The organism is Methylomonas rhizoryzae (genome assembly GCF_008632455.1).
Taxonomy (GTDB): domain Bacteria; phylum Pseudomonadota; class Gammaproteobacteria; order Methylococcales; family Methylomonadaceae; genus Methylomonas; species Methylomonas rhizoryzae.
On sequence record NZ_CP043929.1, the window covers coordinates 226,778 to 248,008 of the forward strand.

17 protein-coding genes and 1 pseudogene are annotated in these 21,231 nt (G+C 51.1%); 6 read left to right on the plus strand and 12 right to left on the minus strand.

What is annotated here, in order from left to right:
* Positions 1-60: 60 nt before the first annotated feature.
* Together F1E05_RS01040 and F1E05_RS01045 are read right to left on the minus strand one after the other, a co-directional pair.
* Positions 61-2,328, minus strand: coding sequence for a hypothetical protein (locus tag F1E05_RS01040; RefSeq protein ID WP_150046142.1), 2,268 nt, complete (start codon positions 2,326-2,328; stop codon positions 61-63).
* A gap of 245 nt (positions 2,329-2,573) precedes the next feature.
* The gene (locus F1E05_RS01045) at positions 2,574-3,770 is read right to left on the minus strand and encodes a Fic family protein (protein WP_150046143.1); all 1,197 of its coding nucleotides are present in this window, start codon (positions 3,768-3,770) and stop codon (positions 2,574-2,576) included.
* 51 nt (positions 3,771-3,821) lie between these two features.
* Between F1E05_RS01045 and F1E05_RS20495 the strand changes: the two genes are divergently transcribed.
* Positions 3,822-3,965, plus strand: a complete 144-nt coding sequence (locus F1E05_RS20495) for a hypothetical protein (RefSeq protein ID WP_190303216.1) — start codon at positions 3,822-3,824, stop codon at positions 3,963-3,965.
* Positions 3,966-4,063: 98 nt separating this feature from the next.
* Here the strand turns inward: F1E05_RS20495 and F1E05_RS20815 are convergent.
* Positions 4,064-4,174, minus strand: a pseudogene (locus tag F1E05_RS20815) (UPF0175 family protein); the annotation flags it as partial.
* 150 nt (positions 4,175-4,324) lie between these two features.
* On the opposite strand from F1E05_RS20815, the gene F1E05_RS01055 reads away from it, so the two are divergent.
* Complete coding sequence (locus F1E05_RS01055; RefSeq protein WP_190303217.1) at positions 4,325-5,299, plus strand: tyrosine-type recombinase/integrase; 975 nt, start codon at positions 4,325-4,327, stop codon at positions 5,297-5,299.
* 89 nt (positions 5,300-5,388) lie between these two features.
* Here F1E05_RS01055 and F1E05_RS01060 read toward each other — a convergent pair whose 3' ends face one another.
* From F1E05_RS01060 to F1E05_RS01070, 3 genes are all read right to left on the minus strand, one after another.
* The gene (locus tag F1E05_RS01060) at positions 5,389-5,676 is read right to left on the minus strand and encodes a hypothetical protein (protein WP_150046145.1); all 288 of its coding nucleotides are present in this window, start codon (positions 5,674-5,676) and stop codon (positions 5,389-5,391) included.
* Between the two features lie 225 nt (positions 5,677-5,901).
* Positions 5,902-7,101 (minus strand): ABC transporter permease, encoded by a 1,200-nt coding sequence (locus F1E05_RS01065; protein ID WP_150051716.1) that lies wholly within the window; start codon positions 7,099-7,101, stop codon positions 5,902-5,904.
* A gap of 2 nt (positions 7,102-7,103) precedes the next feature.
* Positions 7,104-8,309: an ABC transporter permease gene (locus F1E05_RS01070; RefSeq protein ID WP_150046146.1), complete on the minus strand. Its 1,206-nt coding sequence runs from the start codon at positions 8,307-8,309 to the stop codon at positions 7,104-7,106.
* A 72-nt stretch (positions 8,310-8,381) separates the two neighbouring features.
* On the opposite strand from F1E05_RS01070, the gene F1E05_RS01075 reads away from it, so the two are divergent.
* Both F1E05_RS01075 and F1E05_RS01080 read left to right on the plus strand, forming a co-directional pair.
* Entirely contained in the window at positions 8,382-9,293 is a 912-nt protein-coding gene (locus F1E05_RS01075) for a DMT family transporter (RefSeq protein ID WP_232056736.1), read from the plus strand.
* Positions 9,294-9,462: 169 nt separating this feature from the next.
* On the plus strand, positions 9,463-10,395 hold the full coding sequence (locus tag F1E05_RS01080; protein WP_232056737.1) for a hypothetical protein: 933 nt from the start codon (positions 9,463-9,465) through the stop codon (positions 10,393-10,395).
* A gap of 23 nt (positions 10,396-10,418) precedes the next feature.
* On the opposite strand, the gene F1E05_RS01085 is transcribed toward F1E05_RS01080, so the two are convergent.
* From F1E05_RS01085 to sucC, 4 genes are read right to left on the minus strand one after another with little or no spacing between them, the layout of a single operon-like run.
* Positions 10,419-11,501: a hypothetical protein gene (locus F1E05_RS01085; RefSeq protein ID WP_150046147.1), complete on the minus strand. Its 1,083-nt coding sequence runs from the start codon at positions 11,499-11,501 to the stop codon at positions 10,419-10,421.
* Positions 11,498-13,129 (minus strand): NAD+ synthase, encoded by a 1,632-nt coding sequence (locus F1E05_RS01090; protein ID WP_150046148.1) that lies wholly within the window; start codon positions 13,127-13,129, stop codon positions 11,498-11,500. The genes F1E05_RS01085 and F1E05_RS01090 overlap by 4 nt, the downstream gene beginning before the upstream one ends.
* Before the next feature lie 3 nt (positions 13,130-13,132).
* Entirely contained in the window at positions 13,133-14,005 is an 873-nt protein-coding gene (gene sucD / locus F1E05_RS01095; protein ID WP_150046149.1) for a succinate--CoA ligase subunit alpha, read from the minus strand.
* Positions 14,005-15,174 (minus strand): ADP-forming succinate--CoA ligase subunit beta, encoded by a 1,170-nt coding sequence (sucC, locus tag F1E05_RS01100; protein WP_150046150.1) that lies wholly within the window; start codon positions 15,172-15,174, stop codon positions 14,005-14,007. The genes sucD and sucC overlap by 1 nt, the downstream gene beginning before the upstream one ends.
* 413 nt (positions 15,175-15,587) lie before the next feature.
* Here sucC and F1E05_RS01105 point away from each other — a divergent pair, with 413 nt between their 5' ends.
* Both F1E05_RS01105 and F1E05_RS01110 read left to right on the plus strand, forming a co-directional pair.
* Entirely contained in the window at positions 15,588-17,213 is a 1,626-nt protein-coding gene (locus tag F1E05_RS01105) for a sensor histidine kinase (protein ID WP_150046151.1), read from the plus strand.
* Positions 17,210-18,562: a sigma-54-dependent transcriptional regulator gene (locus F1E05_RS01110; RefSeq protein ID WP_150046152.1), complete on the plus strand. Its 1,353-nt coding sequence runs from the start codon at positions 17,210-17,212 to the stop codon at positions 18,560-18,562. Before F1E05_RS01105 ends, F1E05_RS01110 begins: the two co-directional genes overlap by 4 nt.
* A 7-nt stretch (positions 18,563-18,569) precedes the next feature.
* Here F1E05_RS01110 and F1E05_RS01115 read toward each other — a convergent pair whose 3' ends face one another.
* Both F1E05_RS01115 and F1E05_RS01120 read right to left on the minus strand, forming a co-directional pair.
* A complete protein-coding gene (locus tag F1E05_RS01115; RefSeq protein ID WP_150046153.1) occupies positions 18,570-19,073 on the minus strand; it encodes a hypothetical protein in 504 nt (167 codons plus the stop codon).
* A gap of 139 nt (positions 19,074-19,212) precedes the next feature.
* Complete coding sequence (locus F1E05_RS01120; protein ID WP_150046154.1) at positions 19,213-21,081, minus strand: GGDEF and EAL domain-containing protein; 1,869 nt, start codon at positions 21,079-21,081, stop codon at positions 19,213-19,215.
* Positions 21,082-21,231: the final 150 nt, after the last annotated feature.

Sequence of the window (21,231 nt, forward strand, 5' to 3'; positions counted from 1 at the left end):
ACTGGCTGGTGGCTGGCGACCCAAAAGCTACATTCAATAATGAAGGGCAAATAAGCTTCTCTATCCATCCAACAAATCTTGTTTTTCTATTAAACCTTCAAATTCAGATGTTAAGCTTTCATCCTTGATCTTGCCTTCCACATATCTAGTAAGAATATCGATAATTGTTTCTTCATCCGAAGGACTTGAAAATAATTTTAAAATTACATTAAAGTTGTCCCTGAATTCATTCTGAATAATTAGAAGTGCTTTACTTATAGTATTACGTTCATCTATTTCAAAATGTGCAGAATCCACAGCTTCTCCGTGCATCCGCCCAGATAGCTTTGTCAGAACGGAAATAATTGCTTCTGACTCAACCATCTCGTCCCCAAGAAATATTGATAGCGTGTCTGTCAAGCTATTTTCTTTCATGTAATCCTCGTCAAATATCGCTAAAACATTGTCCTTAATAACGTCGCTATGCATTTTAAAGTCAATCATAAAGAATCTTTCAAGAGCACGTTGCGGCGAATAAATTAGCCATTCTGAAAACGGATACTCAGATCGATATTCATCTCGTAAATGGTGCTGTGTGCTATCCCATGTAATAAACATTGGGTTGTGACCGTAACCATTATTGTCAACGTGTCTTTTATCATCGCTCAAAATATAGCAAGCAATAAGATCATTAAGTGCAGTACGATGCTTTCGTGGTTTTCCTATATTCGCTGCCCAATGTTCATACCGCCCTAAAATTTTTCGTGCCTTCCCATCATGCTCTATTGGAGCGCCTGAATATTCGGCAATAGATATATTTGCCAAGTTTATGAATTGCTTTACGCAGTAAAGATATGCTTCGAAATGATTAGCCCCAGGTGTAACATTTTTTTCATAGCCGATTAAATCACCTAAAAATTTATCAAAAGTGTAGTTTTTCACTTCCTGTTTTTGTTTCAGATATAGATTGAAATATACGTTTTTTGATTCGCCGAATCGTTTTATTAATGAATCATTCGCGAACCGACTAATTTTCTCGGCTTGAGTAATATGACGTATTGTCTCTTCTAAATGCTCTTTTGTGATTAGTATTTGGCGTGATTTTAGCCCGTTAAAAGCTTCTTTTAAATTCGCTGCGACTTTCATTTCAGTATCAAATGACTCGGCCTTTTTGAATTTAAACAATGTTAAATATCGAATAAATACAGTGGCATCAAGGTAAATATAAAATACTCTTTCCTGTATATATTTATCGAGTTTCTTCTGGTTTAAAAGGTTTACACAAAGAAGAGAAGAACACTGATTTGAGAGGTATTCATTTTCGGCGCCAATTTCGATGAGTTTTTTTGCAAGATCGCAAGCTACAGTATCGGACACCAACCCTTTGTCTCTTATTAAGCTTTCAAGTCTATAGATAAGGTCTTTTGCTATTGTGAGTCTTGGTGGCTCAAAGGATGATTCTGAAATTTGAATTTCTATAGCAGCACGATAAACTTGTCTGATTAAATCAAGTGCTTCATTAGAAATGTCAAAACCAATTTCTTTCTCCATAAAATCTTTAATGCGAAGAGTTAACGCTTCTCTATCCGACTCATCTTTCTGTAAGATATTTTTAATCCTTGTTGCCTCTTTTTCTGTAAGTAAAATGACGCTATCAATATCCAATATTTTTCCGGCTTTAATAAGTTTTTGAATTCTTGAGTTTGAAGCTCCTTTTTTTATTCCTGCCTCTTCTAGTTCCGTTATCAACAAGCTTTTTTCTTTTGATGAGTCGAGTAGCATTGATAAAATCTGAGCATCGATAATCGAGCCTTTTAAATCTGATGTATCCTTTCCGAGTGCAAGATAATCGTAAAATGCCCTTGCTTTCGCATCTACTGAGGACTGTTGTGCAGGATTAAATTTGTGAATTTCAAGAAGAAGATATTGTAGTAATTCAGGCTGCTCTTCTGATATTATTTGCTCAATTTCAGTTGCATCATATATTTCCAATTCAATTCCCGTACTGTCCCGCGTATTTTTCTTTATTTTTAATTTTCGGGATGCAGAAAGTGTTTTTGACCAAAAAAATGTAAGGCGCTCTGGATAGCCATAATCATTAACAAGTTTACGTGTTTTATCAGCATCTTCCAGGATTTTTGGTTCTATAGATTGCTCTTGAATTGAAATTTGAATTGCTTCTTTAGCTTCTTTTCCTAGTTTTTTATATATAAGATCTCTTCCTCCATCATATGGGCCACCTACCAAATATGCTTCAGCTCCATATATGTATTTAGCAATTCTCCTTACTAATTCTTCAAAGTCCGACTCTCTTTTAATGGATGTTATGAAGTCAATATTGTTTGCCATTTTTTATTCCTTATTTCGCTTACGGCTATAAGCTGGGTTAAGCAACGCGAAACCCAGCAAAAGCTTTAAAACAATCATTTGTATATCTCAAATAATCACCTTCGACGCTGGGTTTCATTATCATTCAACCCAGCCTACATTAGCAAACCAACCGTCGGATTTTGGCTGAACAAAAACATTCTGACTGCCAGTATGTATTGACTGAAATCCAGCCAAACTGAACTCGATTGAGCAACCCAACAACATCAGCTCTCGGCAAATAACCTGGGAAACAGCATGTCGATGGATTGGCTGGTAAATCGCAGCGATATTGGGCCTTTGGGGGTCTGAGAATTGACTATGCCATCCTTGACCAAATCGGCCAACACCATGCGGGCGCTACGTTCTTTCAGGCCGGTCACCCGCTCTGCTTCGCCGCGTGGCATTTCCCCTTGCAATAGAATCCGATGCAAAATGAAAAAGGCTTCCGGTCGCAAACCTTGTCTTTCGGTGTAAATTTTTAGTCGGTTGGCGAGTTGATCAAACTCGAATAATGAAGTCATGAATTTCGCCTGATCGATACAAGCCGACAGGAACCATCTGACAAATTCGGTCAATGCTTTTTGCGACAGATTGCCACGACCATCCAAATCACCTTGCCTCGGACTGTCGGCGACATCCATCATCTGTTTATATTCTTGCCTGCTGTTCAGACCGCGAGCCAATCCCCTGGAAATAGACCATAACCCGAATGCGCCGATTCCGGCCTTAAGCCCCATGGCGTGACTCATTAAGCGGCTGACACGGCCATTGCCGTCGGCAAACGGATGGATATAAGCTAAACGATGATGCGCGGCGGCCATCGCTAAAATACGGCTGCCTTTGCCCATGGTTTCAAGCCGGTAACTTTGTTCGAAGTGCCGCATGAAATCCGTCACCTTTTCAGTGCCGGGTGGCAGGTGACGACCGACAGCCACATCATGAACGGTTAACGACCTGAATTCGCCTGGCACCATTTTGAAGTCTTGTTGACCTTGCTTGATTACTAGCATCTCATCACTGGCGTCTCGGTAAAACTCGGTATGTAGCCATTGCAAAAAATCGCAAGATGCGGGTTCCGGCAAAGCATTTTGCATGTGCATCTTGTCGATCAGCTTTTGTACGCGAATATGCGCTCTGGCTTCGATCTGTAAATTGCGCCTAGCTTGATCATGATCGAGTTCGTTGGCCAATGCGCGTTCGATATCGCGGGGCAGGGTGTTATGGCCTTCAATCAGATTCGAGTAATAGCAATTCATGATTCGCACCATATCGGCCAAACTTGCAGCGGCATCGGGATGTAATCGGGCACCTAGCTGTTCGGTCAGCGAAGTCAAATCCGCCACCAAATCGACCACATCCAGCGGCGGATTTTCCAGCAGACAAGGCTCAATGCGATAAGGCGTTTCGGTTGGTGTTGGCATGCCGATCTTTAACTAATCTAATGAATTGTTTTTCATAGACTAATTATACAGATGGCTAAAATTATTGCCGATTTTGTTGCCGATACAACAAAACCAGATAATCAGCTGATTTCATTGAAGTTTAATGACATGTCGAAGGAAGAGAGTGCCGGTTTTGTAGGAGAACTGAGGTTGTTGGACATAAATGGCGCGTGATTAGGCGCACAATCATAGTAATGCGGTTTCACGCGTAAAATCGTCGGCGGTATCTTCCAATAGGGTAGCGCGCCTGCCACAAAAGCCAATCTTAGAAATGCCAATCGCTCAATACCCAGCCATGCGGCAGCCGTACCTGAAGACAACTTACCCTCTTTAAAAAGGTGGATGGCAGCCTGTTTTTTCAAATAGTCTGCAAATGGAAGCAATCAGCACAATCATTGGCGTAACCAGCGGTACCTATTTCGTGGCTCAAGGCGGTGATGGAAGGTATCGTAAAAAACAAGACCTTCCCCACTGAGAAACTTGCGCAAGTTTGGGCAGATGACATTGAGCACTGCATCAAAGCTATTCCATTGATGTCGCCGGCTCAGCTGTCGGCGCTGACCGAAGCCGACATCGAAGCCATGGGCGGCGCCGAGCTGTTTATCAAGGCCGGTAAACGTATCCGTTACAAGACTTTTCGCGTAGTCTGCGATGAATACCTATCTCGGTGGGGAAAGAAAGACTACAAAGGCCAGATGCAGCGGGTTGATTACTGGTGCAGGGTGTTCGGGGACCGCATCATGACCGACATCGACATCTTCGACTTGCGCGAACACGTTGACGACATGCTCGATGCAGGCGAACGGACTACCACGATAAACCGTAAAAAGGCAGTGCTGTCGAGCATCTACAAATTCGGCCTCAGTCGTGGCTATGTCGATGAAAACATCGTCCGTAGCGTGGTAGTCGATGACGACACCAAGCGTAGGGATCGGGTGTTATCGGATCAGGAGCGCCAGCGCTTGATTAAAGCCTGCCAAGAGTCCCATTGGGACAAATTGTATCTGCTGGTGGTCATGGCCATGACCACCGGCGCCCGCAAAGGCGAATTGATGAATTTGCGCTGGAACGACATCAATTTCAAAGAGGGCACCGCCTTTCTTGGCGATACCAAAAACGGTACCAGTCGGGAGCTGTATCTGGCGCCCGTTGTTATTACCGAACTGAAGCGCCATCAGGAAATCGGTACCGGCTTGATCTTTCCGTCAATCGAACTTCCCGAGCAACCGATGGATTTCCGCGCAGCTTGGCGCAACGCCTTGAAAGCCGCCAATATCTCCGACAAGGACGTTTTGAATGCGGACGGCAGCGTTAAGATTGAGCGCTTTACCTTCCATTGCCTTCGGCACGGCTTCTGCTCAGCCTTGTCCGACGCCGGTAAAGAAATCAATCAGATCGCCAAACTAGCCGGCCACAAGAGCATTCAAACCACGATGCGCTACATCCATCAAGGCCGTGACCAGAAACGGCAAATCGTCAACGAGCTAGCGCAGGCGTTTAATCTGTAAAGGCTTGCCGCCGCCTAGTTCTTGGATGAATTGGCCTACCCTTCAATTCATGACACAAATAATCGAGCTGATTGGAGCTTTACGTTTAGTCAATATGAGCACCGATCTACGTCACTCGATCCTAATCGACTATCGGCTTCCAACCATTGCTCAAGCTGATTGCGAAATGGGCCTAGCTTGGGATGGGGCTGGGATTTACGCACCGGATACACCGGTTCATCCAGCGTATGGAGATGTTTACGGATGGTGGGGCAGGATAATTTGAATTGTTTGGCCAACTCGCTGACGGTCGCTTTCTCCACAAAATGCAACCGCCGAATTTCGGCTACTTCTTCCACGTCTATCACTCCAGGATTCTCCGGCAAAAAGCCGGGCATTGAACAACCTGGGGTGGAAACTTTTCAACGCCGGTTGACAGTTTGCAGGCCGATATTCGCCCGAAATAAGGCAAAACCGGTGTCCGGACAACACATCTTCGTGCGGCGGATTAATTGTAACTAATTGATTTATAATAAATTAATTGATTTCCGTGTGGCTGCTACTTAGAATGACACAACGAATACTGGAGGTTTATAGCCATGGCTTATGGACTCAGGCCTTAACTATTCCGCTCTCAATGCTTGCAAAGGATTTAAATTGGCTGCTTTGATGGCGGGGACTACTCCGGTAGCGATGCCGATAAAAACCGAGACAAAAAAAGCACCAAGCAAATAGCTTCCGGCTAACTGAACAGGTAACGCGGGGACGAACAGGCCTGCCAAAACGACTAGGGCAATGCCCAGTACCAACCCGCCGACGCCGCCTGCGGCGCTTAGGAGGACCGCTTCTCCTAAAAACAATCGGAATATTGTGGATTTGTCCGCGCCTATCGCCCTCAATAACCCGATTTCGGTGACTCGCTCGGAAACCGCTATGCTCATTACGGTCAATATTCCCACCGACCCGACCAGTAGCGAAATGCTGCCCAAGGCAGCCACGGCCATGGTCAATACGTTCAACACCGAATCCATCTTTTCCAGCATTTGATTTTGGCTGATAAGCGTGAAATCTTCGCTGCCGTGCCGCATAATCAAACGCCGTTTGATGGCACGTTCCACATCTTCGGCGCGGGCTTGGTCGCTATACAGCACGTCGATTTCCATGACGCCTTGCCGATCGAACAGCTCCAATGCTTTACCCGCAGGAATGTAAACGGTGTCATCCAGATCGAATCCGAGTATCTGTCCCTTGGTTTGCATCACACCGGCCACGCGAAAGCGATCGTTGCCAATACGAATGCGTTGGCCGAGCGGATTGGTCGAGCCGAACAATTCCTTGCGCATTTTACTGCCCAACACCGCAAAAGCTCGCGGACTATTGAAGCTATCGTCAGGTAAAAATCGGCCTATTTCCAAATCGATTTTCCAAACCTGCGGAACGGCCGGCCCCACGCCCAAAATCGTGGTACGGCGTTGGCGTTGGCCCGCCTCTACCAGCGCATTTCCCTGCACGACGGGAACTACCGCTTCGATTTGCTCAATGCCGGCAAGGCTCGCGGCATCGTCCTGAGATAACGGACGCACCGTGCTGATGGTAGCGCCGGACAAGCCGAATGTAGTGGTTTTGCCGGGATATACGGCTATCAACCGGGTGCCGAACTGAGTAAATTCGCCCAGCACGAAGTGATGCACGCCGCGGCCGATAGAGGTCAAGATCACTACTGCGGCAATGCCGATGATCAACCCCAACGCGGTTAACAATGAGCGCTGTTTATGACTGACAATGCTGCGTAGCGCGAATTTTGCCGAGTCTTGCCAAAACATGCTCACCTTCGGCTCAAGGCATTAACCGGGTCTAACTTAGCGGCTTTTCGAGCCGGCAGTACGCCAAAGATCAAGCCTGTAGCCAATGCGACCCATACAGCAGCTAACCAGGCCCACACCGGCAAACTCACCGGAAATTCCGGATAAGCCCATGCCAATATCACGAGTCCGAGTTGCCCGATAATTGCGCCTAACAACGCGCCGGCGCAAGATAACAATGCGGCTTCAGATAGAAATAAGCCCAGCACTTGGTTTCGTGTCGCCCCCAACGCTTTCAGCAGACCAATTTCCGCAGTGCGCTGGCTCACGCTGACCAGCATGACGTTCATCACCAGCACGCCGGCCACGGTCAGACTGACTGCCGCGATGCCGGTTACGGTAAGCGTCAGCGCGCCGAGAATTTTGTCGAAGGTGCCGACTACGCTGTCTTGGGTAATGATGGTGATGTCGTCTTCGCCTTCGTGGCGCATTTGGATCAATTGCCGCACTTCGGCTTGTGCTTTGCGCATCGCCGAATCGGATGGCGTTTCGATCAAAATTCGAAATAAGGAATGACTATCAAATAATGCCATCGCCGCAGCAACCGGCACGATGACCAGCTCGTCGAAACCTACGCCTATCGACTGACCCTCGGCTGCCAACACGCCGATCACCCGAAAACGCCTATCATTAATCCGCAGCCATTGCCCGATTGCCGGACGGCGGGCGAACAACTCTTCGCGGATGGTTCTGCCGATGACGCAAACCGGCATCTCACTATCGATTGCCGATTCCGGCAAAAATCGGCCTTGCTCCACGCTCAAATGCCGCACCCGTAGCAAGGCATGGGTAGAACCCATGATATTGGTTTCCCGCTCCAACCGGCCGGCGGAAATCGGTGCCGAACCGACGGCAACCGGCGCCATCGCGGCGATGTGGCGAATTTTGAGCAAGGCACCGGCATCGTCCAAGGTCAAGTCGCGCGGGGTCTCGCCGAAAACCGGCGGATGGCCACCGGTGGTTTCGTTTCTACCCGGCAGTACGATTAGCAGATGTGTGCCTAAAGCCTCGAATTCGTTGACCACATACTGCCGGGCACTGTCGCCCAGCGCGGTCAGCACGCAAACAGCGGCTACTCCGATGCTCATCGCCAATACGATCAGGCCTGAGCGTAACGGCTGGGTTTTGACGGCTTTAGCGGCTTGTACCAGAGTGTCACGCAATTGCATGACGGCAGTGTATCGCTATTGTAAATAAAGACCCAGCCTTATTCCGAGTACACTAAACCATTGTTTGCTCAGATGAGTTCCGTGATTTCGAAATTATTACTCTTGCATCGGTCGGCTTGGATATGCAGCATTGCCCGTCGAGGTCTGTTGCAGATGGTGCTGGCTTGCATATTCTTTTCGTTGATGAACGCTTGCGTGTACGGTATTCGCCAATTGGACGGCAGTTTGCCGGCTACGGTAATCAGTTTCGTCCGCATTGTCTGTAACTTGTTGGTAGTGTGGATTCCGGCCAGTTTAAGCCGTCGGGCCGGCGAGCTGATCGGCGACAAGCGACCGTCGTTGTGGTTACGCGGCTTGTTCGGCACTATCGCACTGATGTTGTCGTTCACGGCGATTACCCGAATCGGGCCGGGCGAAAGTGCGTTTTTAGCCGCCAGCAGCGGAGTATTTGTTGCCTTGCTAGGGCCGTGGGTTTTGGGCCAGAGCAATAGCTTTTTGGGATGGCTGGCAATTTTGGGTTCGTTTGCCGGTGTCGGCTTGATGTTTCAACCAAGCGCCACTCCTGCCGATTATTTGGGCCGAGCCATGGCCCTGGCGGCGGGTTTTCTATCGGCGTTAGCCTATTTGATGGTGGCGCGAGCCGGGCGCAGCAACTCGCCGCAATCGGTGATTTTTTATTTTTGCCTGGTGGCATTGATGGTGCATCTGGCTTACTTTGCCGTTTACGGCTATCGCTTGCCGCAGGGTTGGCGTATCTGGACGTTGCTGCTGGCCGCCGGCTTATTAGGTAGTGCGGCACAAATGGCGATGACGCGCGCCTATCAACAAGCGCCGGCCGCCATGGTGAGTGCCGTCGGCTATTTGGCGCCGGTATTGAGTTCGATCTGGGCTGTTTTGTGGTTCGCGCGCGTGCCGGACGGTACGACGTTATTGGGCTCCGCACTGATCCTACTGTTCGGCGTCCTATTGCCGTTCTTGCGTTGATGTTGCCTTAGGACAACGAATGTTACATTGTTGCCACAACGGTGCGCGTTGCACCATCTGATTCACGCTGGATTGCGAGGTTATTCGCCAAGACATTGAAATGTATTGCTTAAATCATGGCGCACTACTTGCTTTACTAGAAGTGTTTTCGTAAACACGAGGTGAGCTTATGGCAACCTGTCAACGTTTTAGCGATATCTCCGTATCGGAACGGATTCTGAACAGCTTGTTTTTACTCAGTATTGCCGTGGGTTATTTGTTTTCGCTGGGGCAAGTATTTTTCACCCATCAAGGTCGCGACGGCGCACCGGGGATTTCGGTGGCGGATATCGCGATTGCTTATCACGGCAGCCCTGATCAAACCCGTTTGGCCGCAGCCATCAATGGCCCCATGGCCGGAAATTTGAAATCGCCCGCCGATAAGTCGGCCATTCTGGATTGGATAGACGCCGGCGCACCGCAGGCTTGGTATCAATCGCAAATCGCCCCAATATTGCAGCGCGACTGTCTCGGCTGTCATGCCCCGGCTAGTGGGATGAATGTGCCGCCTTTGACCAGTTACGAACACGTCGTCAAATTAACGGAATCGGATCGCGGCGCATCGGTGCCTTCGCTGGTGAGGGTGTCGCATATCCACGTGTTCGGTATCGCGTTCATTCTGTTCTTTGTCGGCAGATTATTCATCCTGTGCGAGATTCCGGTTTGGTTGAAACGCCTGACGATCGGTATTCCTTTTATGAGTATGCTGACCGATATTTTTGCTTGGTATCTAACCAGGGAGAATCCGGGGTTCGCCTATTTGTTGATTGTCAGCGGCGGGCTGATGGGTTTGTCGTTGAATTTTCAAATCGGCTTGAGTCTGTACCAAATGTGGCAACCGGAACTGAACTGGCGGCAAATCTACTCAGGCGCTAAAGCCAGCGTATGTCAATTGACCGCCTCCGTTTGCTTAGGCGTAAGCTGGGCGAAAGATCTGGCTTCGCCGGCTTTGCAGGCCTTTTGGGCGTCGGTCAACGACAGCCGTAGCCACGACGGGTTACGGCATTTTACGCTTAACATCGGCAAGCAAATACACGATAAGTTGGTCCGGGCAAAACGCTAGACAAGAGTCCGGAGACTATCGGGCTAGCCTTGCTCTATTTGTTGCAGATAGCTGCGGGCGATTTTACGCAATCCGTTGGCGGACAAGTCCAACCCCAGCGGGGTCGTAACGGTTTCCAGCTCGTGCATGACGTCGGTCGGTGCTAACAGGGTTAAAAAGCGTAGCCCCTCAGCGCCCGGAATATGGTTGGCGACAGTGCGCAGCAACGGGGTCAGATCGCTCCAAGAATCGTTTAAAAAACGGCGTAGCGGATCGGCGGCTTCAGGTGTTGCCAGCAGTGCTTGTTCTAAGGTTACTCCGGCTTTCTGCAACATGGTTTGCAAGCCGGCGCGCTGAGCCTCTCCGCCGCTTAACTTGGCGTTGGTGATGGCTTGACCCAACGAGCCCTGCCATTTTTGCCAAACTCGCCGCCATTGCTGCATCTCTTCTGGGTTGAACGGCGCGCTGACCAAGTTGCCGGCCGGTGGTCGGTTGGCGCTGAATGCGACGTCCAGCACGATGTTGCCGGCATTGGCTTGCACCTTGCGGAACCGCAAGCTGTTGACGGTATCGTACAATTGCTCGCTGTTTTCGTCCGGCACGAAAGGCAGCAAGCCTTTGACGATATCGCCGCGAGCGCTGGCCAAGTCGATTTTCAAGGCAGCCAAACGCGGCGCAACGGCTTGCTGCAGCAAGTCTTGCAACTGGGCAATGTCCAATTTGCGGCCCTGATTGTCGAAGGCATCGATGTGCGTCACCGGAAAGCTCAACACATTGCCGGAGGCGTCTAGCGTCGGCGCCTGCAGCGTTTCCAATATGCCATTCCATTCCACCAACTTCATGCAATTATTGCCGAGCTGTGCGCCGAACCTGGCATGCACGTGGTTGCTGATTTTCACCTGGCCATCCGCGCCGGCAAGCTGCGGGTTGGCCAAGTCGACATAATTGCATTGTTTGGCGTCTTTCCATACCCGGGCGCTTTGTCCGTTGCCGGTGAACAGTTGACTGACCAACACTTGGCGAATCAAGCGGTAATCCATCGGCACGGACAACGTCGTTTCGGCACCGAAGCTCGCCAAGCTAAAACCGAGCGAGCAAATCAATATGAAACAGCGTTTGATGGTCATGATTTATCTCCGCTCAGTTGCATGGCGCCGCGATACGCCGAGGATATCGGATAGCGCCGGTCGCGGCCGAAAGCGCGGGCGGTAATGCGGATACCCGGCGGCGATTGGCGGCGTTTGTACTCGTTTCTGTCCACCAAGCCGATTGCCCGCTCCACGGCTGCGCGCGGGTAACCCAGGGCGACGATTTCAGCCGCCGATTTATCCTGCTCTATATACAAGGCCAGAATCGGGTCCAAAATCGCATAGGGCGGCAAGGAGTCTTCGTCTTTTTGATCGGGGGCCAGTTCCGCCGACGGCGGACGTTCCAGCACGCGCTGCGGAATGACAGGGGAAATGCCGTTGCGGTATTCGGCCAGTTTATAGACCAGCAGTTTGGACACGTCTTTCAGCGGCGCAAAGCCGCCGGCCATATCGCCGTACAGCGTGGCGTAACCGACGCTCATTTCGCTTTTGTTGCCGGTAGTCAACAGCAGTTTGCCTTGTTTGTTGGACAGCGCCATCAGCAAAACGCCGCGGCAGCGGGCTTGGATGTTTTCTTCGGTGGTATCTTTTTGGGTACCGACAAACAACGGCGCCAGCATGTCGGTAAACGCGTTCACTGCCGGTTCTATCGGAATCGTATGCAGCTTGACCCCCAACGCCGCCGCTTCCAAGGCGGCGTCTTCGTTGCTCATGCCCAGGGTGTAACGCGAAGGCATCGACACCGCTTCCACCCGGTCGGCACCCAAGGCGTCGACCGCCAGCGCCAACACCAAAGCGGAATCTATGCCGCCCGACAAACCCAAAATCGCACCTTGAAAGCCGTTTTTGCGCACATAATCGCGTATACCCAACACCAAGGCTTGATATTCGCTGACCACCGGTTGGTACAGCGGGGCCACCTCGGCCGGCTGCGGACCTTGAGGGCCGAATTCGACCACGCTGAGCTGTTCAACGAATTCGGCGGCGCGGAACACGATGTCGCCGTTTCGGTCGGCAACAAAGGAGGCGCCGTCGAATACCAACTCGTCCTGACCGCCGATCTGATTCACGTATACCAAGGGGATTTGCGCTTCTCGCACTTGGCGGCAAATGATGGTCTCGCGCTCTTGCATCTTGCCGGCGTTGAACGGAGAAGCGTTCAACGCCAGCACGATGTCCGCCCCGGCCGCACGGTTTTCGGCGATGATCCCGGGCTGCCAGATGTCCTCGCAAATCGCCAGCGCCAGCTTAACCTGGTTGACCTCGAACACTCTGATCCGGTGGCCGGCATGGAAATAACGCCGTTCGTCGAATACCCCGTAATTGGGCAGAGCTTGCTTGTGGTATTCGGCGACGATGGCACCGTCACGCACAACCACCGCAGCATTGAACACTTGTCGGCCGTGCAGTTGCGGATAGCCGATGACCGCAACAATTCCGTCGATTTGCGCGGCTAGTTCGGCTAGCGCGCGTTGCGCATCCTGAACGAAGTCGGCGCGCAGCAGCAAGTCCTCTGGCGGATAACCGGTAACGCACAACTCCGGAAACACCACGACGTCGGCTTGTTGCTGCTTGGCTTGATCGACGGCGCGCGCTATTTTTTTGACGTTACCGGCGATATCGGCGACGCTGAAATTCAATTGGGCGAGAGCGATTTTTAAGCTCATGGATTATTGGGGAAAACACGCGCGCATCGCCGCGCCGATGTCCGAAGGCGAGCTGACCATGCTAACGCCGGCCGCTTGCATCGCCGCGATCTTACCCGCCGCCGTGCCGCTGCCGCCGGTGACAATGGCGCCGGCATGGCCCATGCGTTTACCGGGCGGCGCGGTTTGGCCGGCAATGTAGCCGACCACCGGTTTGGTCACGTGCGCCTTGATGAATTCCGCCGCTTGTTCTTCATCGCTGCCGCCGATTTCCCCGACCATGACAATGCCGTGTGTGTCCGGATCGTCTTGGAAACGGCGGATCACGTCGATAAAGTTCATGCCGTGTACCGGGTCGCCGCCGATGCCGACGCAAGTGCTTTGTCCCAGGCCTTCGCGGCTGGTTTGATGCACGGCTTCGTATGTCAAGGTGCCGGATCTCGACACAATGCCGATTTTACCCGGCACGTGGATATGCCCGGGCATGATGCCTATCTTGCATTGACCCGGAGTAATGACGCCGGGGCAATTCGGACCCACCAGCAAAGAACGGCTGCCTTGCATGGCCGCTTTGACGTTCAACATTTGCAGCACCGGTATGCCTTCGGTGATGCATACGATCAATTCGATACCCGCGTCCACCGCTTCCAATATCGCATCAGCGGCGAAAAAGGGCGGTACATAGATCATGGTCGCATTGGCGCCGGTTGCCTTTACCGCTTGTTGCACGGTATCGAATACAGGCAGACCCAAATGAGTGGAGCCGCCGCGGCCGGGCGTGACGCCGCCGACCAATTGCGTGCCGTAAGCCAAGGCTTGCTCGGAGTGGAATGTTCCTTGTTTGCCGGTGAAGCCTTGGCAAATGACGTTGGTGTTTTTATCGATCAAGATAGCCATTACGCTACGCCCTCCGCCAATTTAACCGCCAGTTCGGCCGCTTGATTCAAATCCGCGGCAGCTACCAGTCCCAAGCCCGATTCGTTGAGCATATTCCGCCCCAATTCGACGTTGGTTCCCTCCAATCGGACTACTACGGGGATGGTCAGGTGCATTTCCTCTACCGCAGCCAAAATACCCGAGGCGATCACGTCGCATTTGACGATGCCGCCGAAAATGTTGACCAGCACTGCTTTGACCGTACCGTCCGACAGTATCAGCTTAAACGCTTCTTTGACTTTGTCTTTGTTGGTGCCGCCGCCAACGTCCAGGAAGTTGGCCGGTGCCCCGCCCTTTAATTTAACCATGTCCATGGTGGCCATGGCCAAGCCGGCTCCGTTCACCATGCAGCCGATGTTGCCGCCCAAGGTGATGTAATTCAAGTCGAATTGCTTGGCTTCGGCCTCTTTGGCGTCTTCCTGGCTTACGTCGCGCAGGGCCGCAATATCCGGATGCAAAGCCAGCGCGTTATCGTCGAAATTGATTTTTGCGTCCAGTGCCAGCAGGCGGCCGTCCTCGGTTTCTATCAATGGGTTGATCTCGATTTGGCTGCAATCTTTAGCCAAGAACAACTGATACATGCCGTGCAAAATAGTTTGCAGCTGCGCATGCAACGCTTTGGGCAAACCGAAAGCCGCGGCGATTTGCCGGCCTTGGTAAGCTTGCAGGCCGGCGGCCGGATGCACGCAGACTTTAACGATTTTTTCCGGCGTTTGCGCAGCGACCGCTTCGATGTCCATGCCGCCCGCGGCGGAGGCGACGAATATCAGCCGTTCCGTTTCCCTATCCAATAACAGACTCAGGTAATACTCGTTTTTGATAGCCGAAGCCTCCTCTACCCAAACACTGTTGACCGGCAAGCCGGCAGCATCGGTTTGATGCGTCACCAAGCGGGTTGCGATCAGCGCGGCAGCCAGTTTTTCGGCGTCTTCCGGACTGCGGGCCACTTTTACCCCGCCGGCTTTACCCCGGGCACCGGCGTGTATTTGCGCTTTGACCACGACCGCGGCGGCGTCCAAGCTTTGGGCGACCTGCAGCGCTTGTTGCGCACTTTCCGCCACCCCTCCTCGTGGAACCGGGATCGAAAAATCGCGGAACAGTTGTTTGGCTTGATATTCGTGAATATTCATTAATAAAGACTCCGCAGCTTTACCGTAAGAAGGAATAATCGATATGCCGCTATCATCGCACATCGCCCGCTTAAGGCGGCAGCGAAAATGCGCGATGCGATTGCTGCGGCGGGGACCTGGGCGATTTCCAGCTGTGTCGCCGAATAAAACTCGGCGTCATTCCGGACCGTTTGTTGGTCATCGCCTCAATTGACGGTTGCTTGTCGCAATCAGGCATAGCTTTCCAGCCAATCTAAACGCTGCGGCCTAGGCCGGGCCGCAATGTTCGAGAAGCCGAGCCGCCGAGCGAATTCAGCGGCAACGATCGCCGATAGGCATTATGCTTATGTTAATTCCCGCAGAAAAGAGCTGAAACAGGGGGGAAGCATTTCGATAAGCATATTCGCCTTACCCCCGTAACCAACCTTGTAGCGATGTCCGACAATCTGGCCGATACCATTTACCCCTGCCCATTTTCCAAGGCTTACGGCATACCGAGCCGGCAAGCTTGGTTGTTGTTGAAGATTTTTTTGATTTATCGCTTCATCAGCGCCAGCTTGTTTTCCATGCTGTTTTTTTTAGGTTACGGCATGTCGCTGCTGGGATCGCATGATGAAAGACTGTATCAAGTCGTCAGCCTGAGTTATTTAGGCATTTCCTTTGGCGCCGCTCCGGTGATATTCAAGCGCTGGCTGAGTTACAACCAAGTGGCGCAACTACTGATTTTGACCGACATCGTCTGCTTGACGCTAATGATGCACGCCAGCGGTGGGGTCGCCAGCGGCGTTGGCGGTCTGCTGGCGATATCGATTGCCGCGGCCGGTCTGTTGTTGGGTGGCAAATGCGCCTTATTGGTCGCAGCTTTGGCAACCTTGGCCGTGTTGACCGAAGAACTTTTCGCGATGTATAGCGGTTTTTTTAGTCTTAAGACCTTGAATTATTCCGGAGTATTAGGCATCGCCTTTTTTGCGATCGCGCTCATTTCGGTGGTATTGGCGCAACGCGTCGAACAATCGGTGAGTTTGGTCAAGCGGCATGCACAAACCATTACTCGCCTGGAGGAATTGAACCATTACATCATTCAACACCTGCAATCCGGCATCATGATAGTGGACAGCCGGCAGTTCATCGTGCAATGCAACCAATCCTTGTTGCGTTTGCTTAACCTTAGCAAGCCGCCGGTCCGCTTGGCGGACTTTTCCCCGGATATTCAACAGGCGTTTTTGCTGTGGCTTGAGCATCCCGATAGCGATTTCGCAATTATCGACATCGGGCAAAGCTCGGAGGTCCACGTGCGCTTCTCTCCGCTGCCGGTGGAGGGCGAGGGTTTGCACTTGCTGATCGTCGAAGACATTGCCTTATACAATCAGCGCTTGCAGCAAACAAAGCTGGCGTCGTTGGGCCGTTTGACCGCGAGTATCGCCCATGAAATTCGCAACCCGCTCAGCGCGATTAACCATGCCAGTCAGCTATTGTCCGAGTCGGCGGATTTAACGGGCGAAGACCTGCGCTTGACCAGTATCATTCGCAATCATTGCCGGAGGGTCAATAAAATCATCGAAGACATATTGACCTTATCGCGGCGCGAGCCTTCGCAGAGACAACGCATTGCACTCGACCAATGGCTGCCGGCCTTCGTGCAGGAACAAAATCAATTGTACGGCAGCAAGAAGCCGGCATTCGAACTGCAGAGTAAAACCAAAGGGCTGAACGTTTACGTAGACTCCGGGCATTTAAAACAGATTCTGGACAATCTATGCGCCAATGCTTTGAAATATGGTCAACCGGAACTCGGCCCGATTATGATAGAGGCGGACTTTTTCGCACAACGGCCATGTATCCGGGTGATCGATAACGGACACGGACTAGCCGGCGAACACCTCGCCCACCTGTTCGAACCGTTCTTCACCACTTCGCATCAGGGAACCGGCTTGGGCTTGTATATCTCCAAAGAGTTGGCCGAATTGAATCAAGCCGAATTAATTTACGCCAGGCAGCATGATAGAACTTGCTTTACCTTGTATTTGGCGAATGCCGACCACGTAGTAATAGAAATATGACCAAACCCGTTGCATTACTGGTAGACGACGAGCCCGACATTTTGGAGCTACTGGAAATTACCCTGAATCGCATGGACATTCAAACCTGCGGCGCACAAACTTTGGCGCAAGCCAAACAGTTGCTGGCCAATCAATCGTTCGATTTATGCTTGACCGACATGCGCTTGCCGGACGGAGACGGCTTGGAGTTGGTCGATTTGATTCAAAGTACCGGCTTGTCGCTGCCGGTTGCCGTAATCACCGCGCATGCCAGCGTCGACGTCGCAATCAAAGCCATGAAAAAAGGCGCTTTCGATTTTTTGACTAAACCGGTGGATTTACAGGCGTTAAGGCAGTTGATCGGCAACGCTTTACAGATATCCGAGCTGCAAGGCGCCAGCAAGGAACGCCGCACCCGCGATACTTTGCTCGGCGAATCGGCGGCGATGCGGGAAATTCGCTCCAAGATTCAAAAAGTCGCCAGAAACCAGGCGCCGATTTATATCAGCGGTGAATCGGGGTCGGGCAAGGAATTGGTGGCCAAGTTGATCCATCAACAAAGTCCGCGGGCGGACAAAGCCTTCGTTGCGATCAACTGCGGGGCGATCCCGCCTGAATTGATGGAAAGCGAATTTTTCGGACATAAGCGCGGCAGTTTTAGCGGTGCGATAGCCGACAAACAAGGCTTTTTTCAAGCGGCGCACGGCGGAACCTTGTTCTTGGACGAAGTCGCCGATCTGCCGTTGGCCTTGCAGGTTAAACTACTCAGAGCCATTCAGGAAAAGAAAGTACGGCCGATAGGCGAACAACAGGAAGTAGCGGTGGACATACGCTTACTCAGCGCCACCCACAAGGATTTGGCGAAAATGGTACAGGAAGGCAGTTTTCGTCAGGATTTATATTACAGGATCAACGTCATCGAACTCAGCTTGCCACCGTTACGGGCCCGCGCCGAAGACATCCCCCAACTGGCATTGCACGTGCTGCAACGATTGGCCAAGGCTAACGGCGTGCTTACCCCGCAACTGAGTGCATCCGCCCTCGCCGCACTGCAGCAATACGAATTTCCCGGCAACGTCCGAGAGCTCGAAAATATTTTGGAGCGCGCGTTGGCCTTGCACGAAGGCGATTGCATAGACGCCGGCGATTTAAACATACCGGCGCAGCACGGCAATGCGAGCTTTAACCGGGAACAGCAAGAAAGCGCACGGAAAAACATGACGTTGGAAAGCTATTTGCAAAACGTCGAAAAACGGGCGCTGACAGCGGCGCTGCAACAAAACAGCTGGAACAAAACGGCAACTGCACAACAACTTGGAATGACGTTTCGTTCCTTGTGTTTCAGACTGAAAAAATTCGGCTTGGATTGAGCGACCGTTACCGGTATTTTTCCATGCTTTTCAATTGGTCGAGAGCGGATTGAATCTTGGTATGCGTTTCGTCATCCAATTCGTTGTTTTTATATATTTTATCCAGCAGCCCTTCCTCTACTAACGCTTCTTTGATCCAGCGTTTAACGAAAGCATAATTGCCGGTGATTTTGACAATTTCCCCGGTCTTTGGATTTTTGATTTGATCACGCGCAAGCGCGGGGCCGGCAGCTACGGGCTTGGGTGTGGTAGTGGCTTTAGATTTAGCGGCGGGTTTTTTGGCCGCCGGTTTACTCGATGTTTTTACGGGAGGGGCAACCGGAACCGGGGTGGAAGGCGGCGCAGAGACGCTTACAGCCGTTTGCGTTTGCTCGATTTCCGCGTCCTTTGGGGGTGGGGGCGGCGTATCCAAGGCATCGCCGGATTCCGGTTTGCCCTTATTATCCGCAACGACTTCGAATAGTACATAAGCCACAAAAATGGTAGTCGCAACAAAAAGCAGTTCTGCCATAACCTCTCCCCTTGGTTGTTTTAGTTTTAAGAATAATGAGATAGCAATAAGGTATATCAAATTCGAATATACCAGACCCTATAAACGCGGTAAACCGCAAACCCTAAATTAACCGGTTTATCTCGAGTTTGTAGCCCGATTATTCGTCGGTCGTGTCCGCGTTTTCGGATTGACTTTTCGGCACCTGATTTTTTTGCGAATTCAATAAGATGGACAAGGCCACTTGTTGCCCGTCGAGTAAGTTGCGTTCCGGGCGGCCGAAGGCGTAGCCTTGCCCGAGGTTGACGCCAAACTCTTTTAACTTGAGGGCAATATTCGGAGTTTCGACAAATTCGGCGATAGTTCTTTTGCCGAGTTTTCCGGCAATTTCGACCATGGATTTGACCAAGATTTGGTCTGTTTCGTTATGGTCCAAATTTCTGACAAACTGGCCGTCAATTTTCACGAAATCGACCGGGAAAAACTTCAAATAATTAAACGAGCAAAACCCGGCACCGAAATCGTCCAGCGCAAATTTACAACCTAACTCCCTTATTTTGTTGATCATATCGCGCGTGCGTTCGAAATTGTCGACCGCTGCGGTTTCGGTGATTTCGAAGGTCAGGCGGCCGGCGTCCACCCAGGTTAATTCCAGCTTATCGCGTATCACTTGCAACAAATCCGGGTATTCGAACGCCGTACCCGACAAATTGATCGCTAGCGACACGCGGGAAAGATAGGGCGGCAGCGAGGCTAGAAAATCGATGGCGTGTTCGACCACCCATAAATCGAGGGCGTGGATTAAACCCATACGCTCCGCAACCGGAATGAACTGATCGGGCGTGATAATTTGGCCGTCTTCGCCGCGCATTCTCAACAGCACTTCGTAGTGGGAAATATCGCCGTTATTCAGCTGCACGACCGGTTGGAACACCAAAAACAAGTCGTTATCCCGCATGGCTTTGCGAATGATGGGCACCCAGTAGATGTCGCGGCGGCGTTCTTTGACCGACTGATCTTCGTGGTTATAAATTCTAATTTTGTCCCGGCCGCTGATTTTTGCGAATTTGCAGGCCTGGCGCGCGTGCAAGATCATTTCGCCGGGATGTTGGGCGGGATTGGCGGTATCGAGCGAGGCAACACCTATGGAGACGCTGACGCTGTAGCAGATTTCGCCGGTAAAAAATCGAAAATTCTCCACCGTCGCGCGTATGGTTTCCGCCAGCACATAGGCTTGTTTTTGCGCTTTGTTTTCCAGGAACAGGCAAAACTCGTCCGCGCCTATCCTGGCGAACAAGCTGTTCGCCGGAATCAATTTACGAATCAGTATGGTCAGTTCCACAAGTAAGCGGTCACCGACATCGAAACCCTCCAGCTCGTTGATTAAACTGAAGCGATCGATGTCGATAAACAGCAATGACCCCTCTTTTTTCATCTTGTTGCTGAGGTTCATAATCAGCTTCAGCTGGCGCTCGAAACTGCTACGATTGAATAAGCCGGTCAATTCGTCGTGAGCGACCAGAAACTTTAATTTGGCCTCGATCACACTTTTGGATGCCAGTTCGTTAATCAACTGTTCTTCTTGTTGATGGCGTAATAAACGTTCCTGCTTTAACCGCAGCAAAAAATTGACCGCCAATATCAGCGTGTTGGTATCCAGAGGCAGCTTGAGCTGGTAGGTCAGACATTGGTCTCCGGCGGAATGACTAGCAGGCCGCGTCGTAAAATTGCCGGAGTTCTGCCCCATAATAACGAACGGAATGAAACAACCGTCGCCTATCCCGGATAAGCTTTGATGCACTTCCTGCCAAACGCAGCCGGGCAACAGCTCGTTCAGAATAATCAAACCGATTCTGTCCGGCTGATCGTGAAATGGCCTGAGAATGTCGTAGATAGAACCGCCGTTCGCGGCTTGGCGGACGTCGCTAAATCCGTTTTGCTGCAAAGAAACGATGATCTGCTGCGCGGCGGTTTTGTCGTGCTCGGCAACGATGACGAGTTTTTCTTTCAAAGAGTCGCAAACAGTCATATACCATCCAGGTATGTTGGGTTATAAAAGGAGGCGGCGCTAAATCAAAAGCGTAATGTAATTAATTGCTTACGCTAGACTTGTATTTCTGCGGATAAAAGATAAGCTAAAAGTGTGTCCGCCCCCCATAACTCAAGGCTAAGGCCAGTA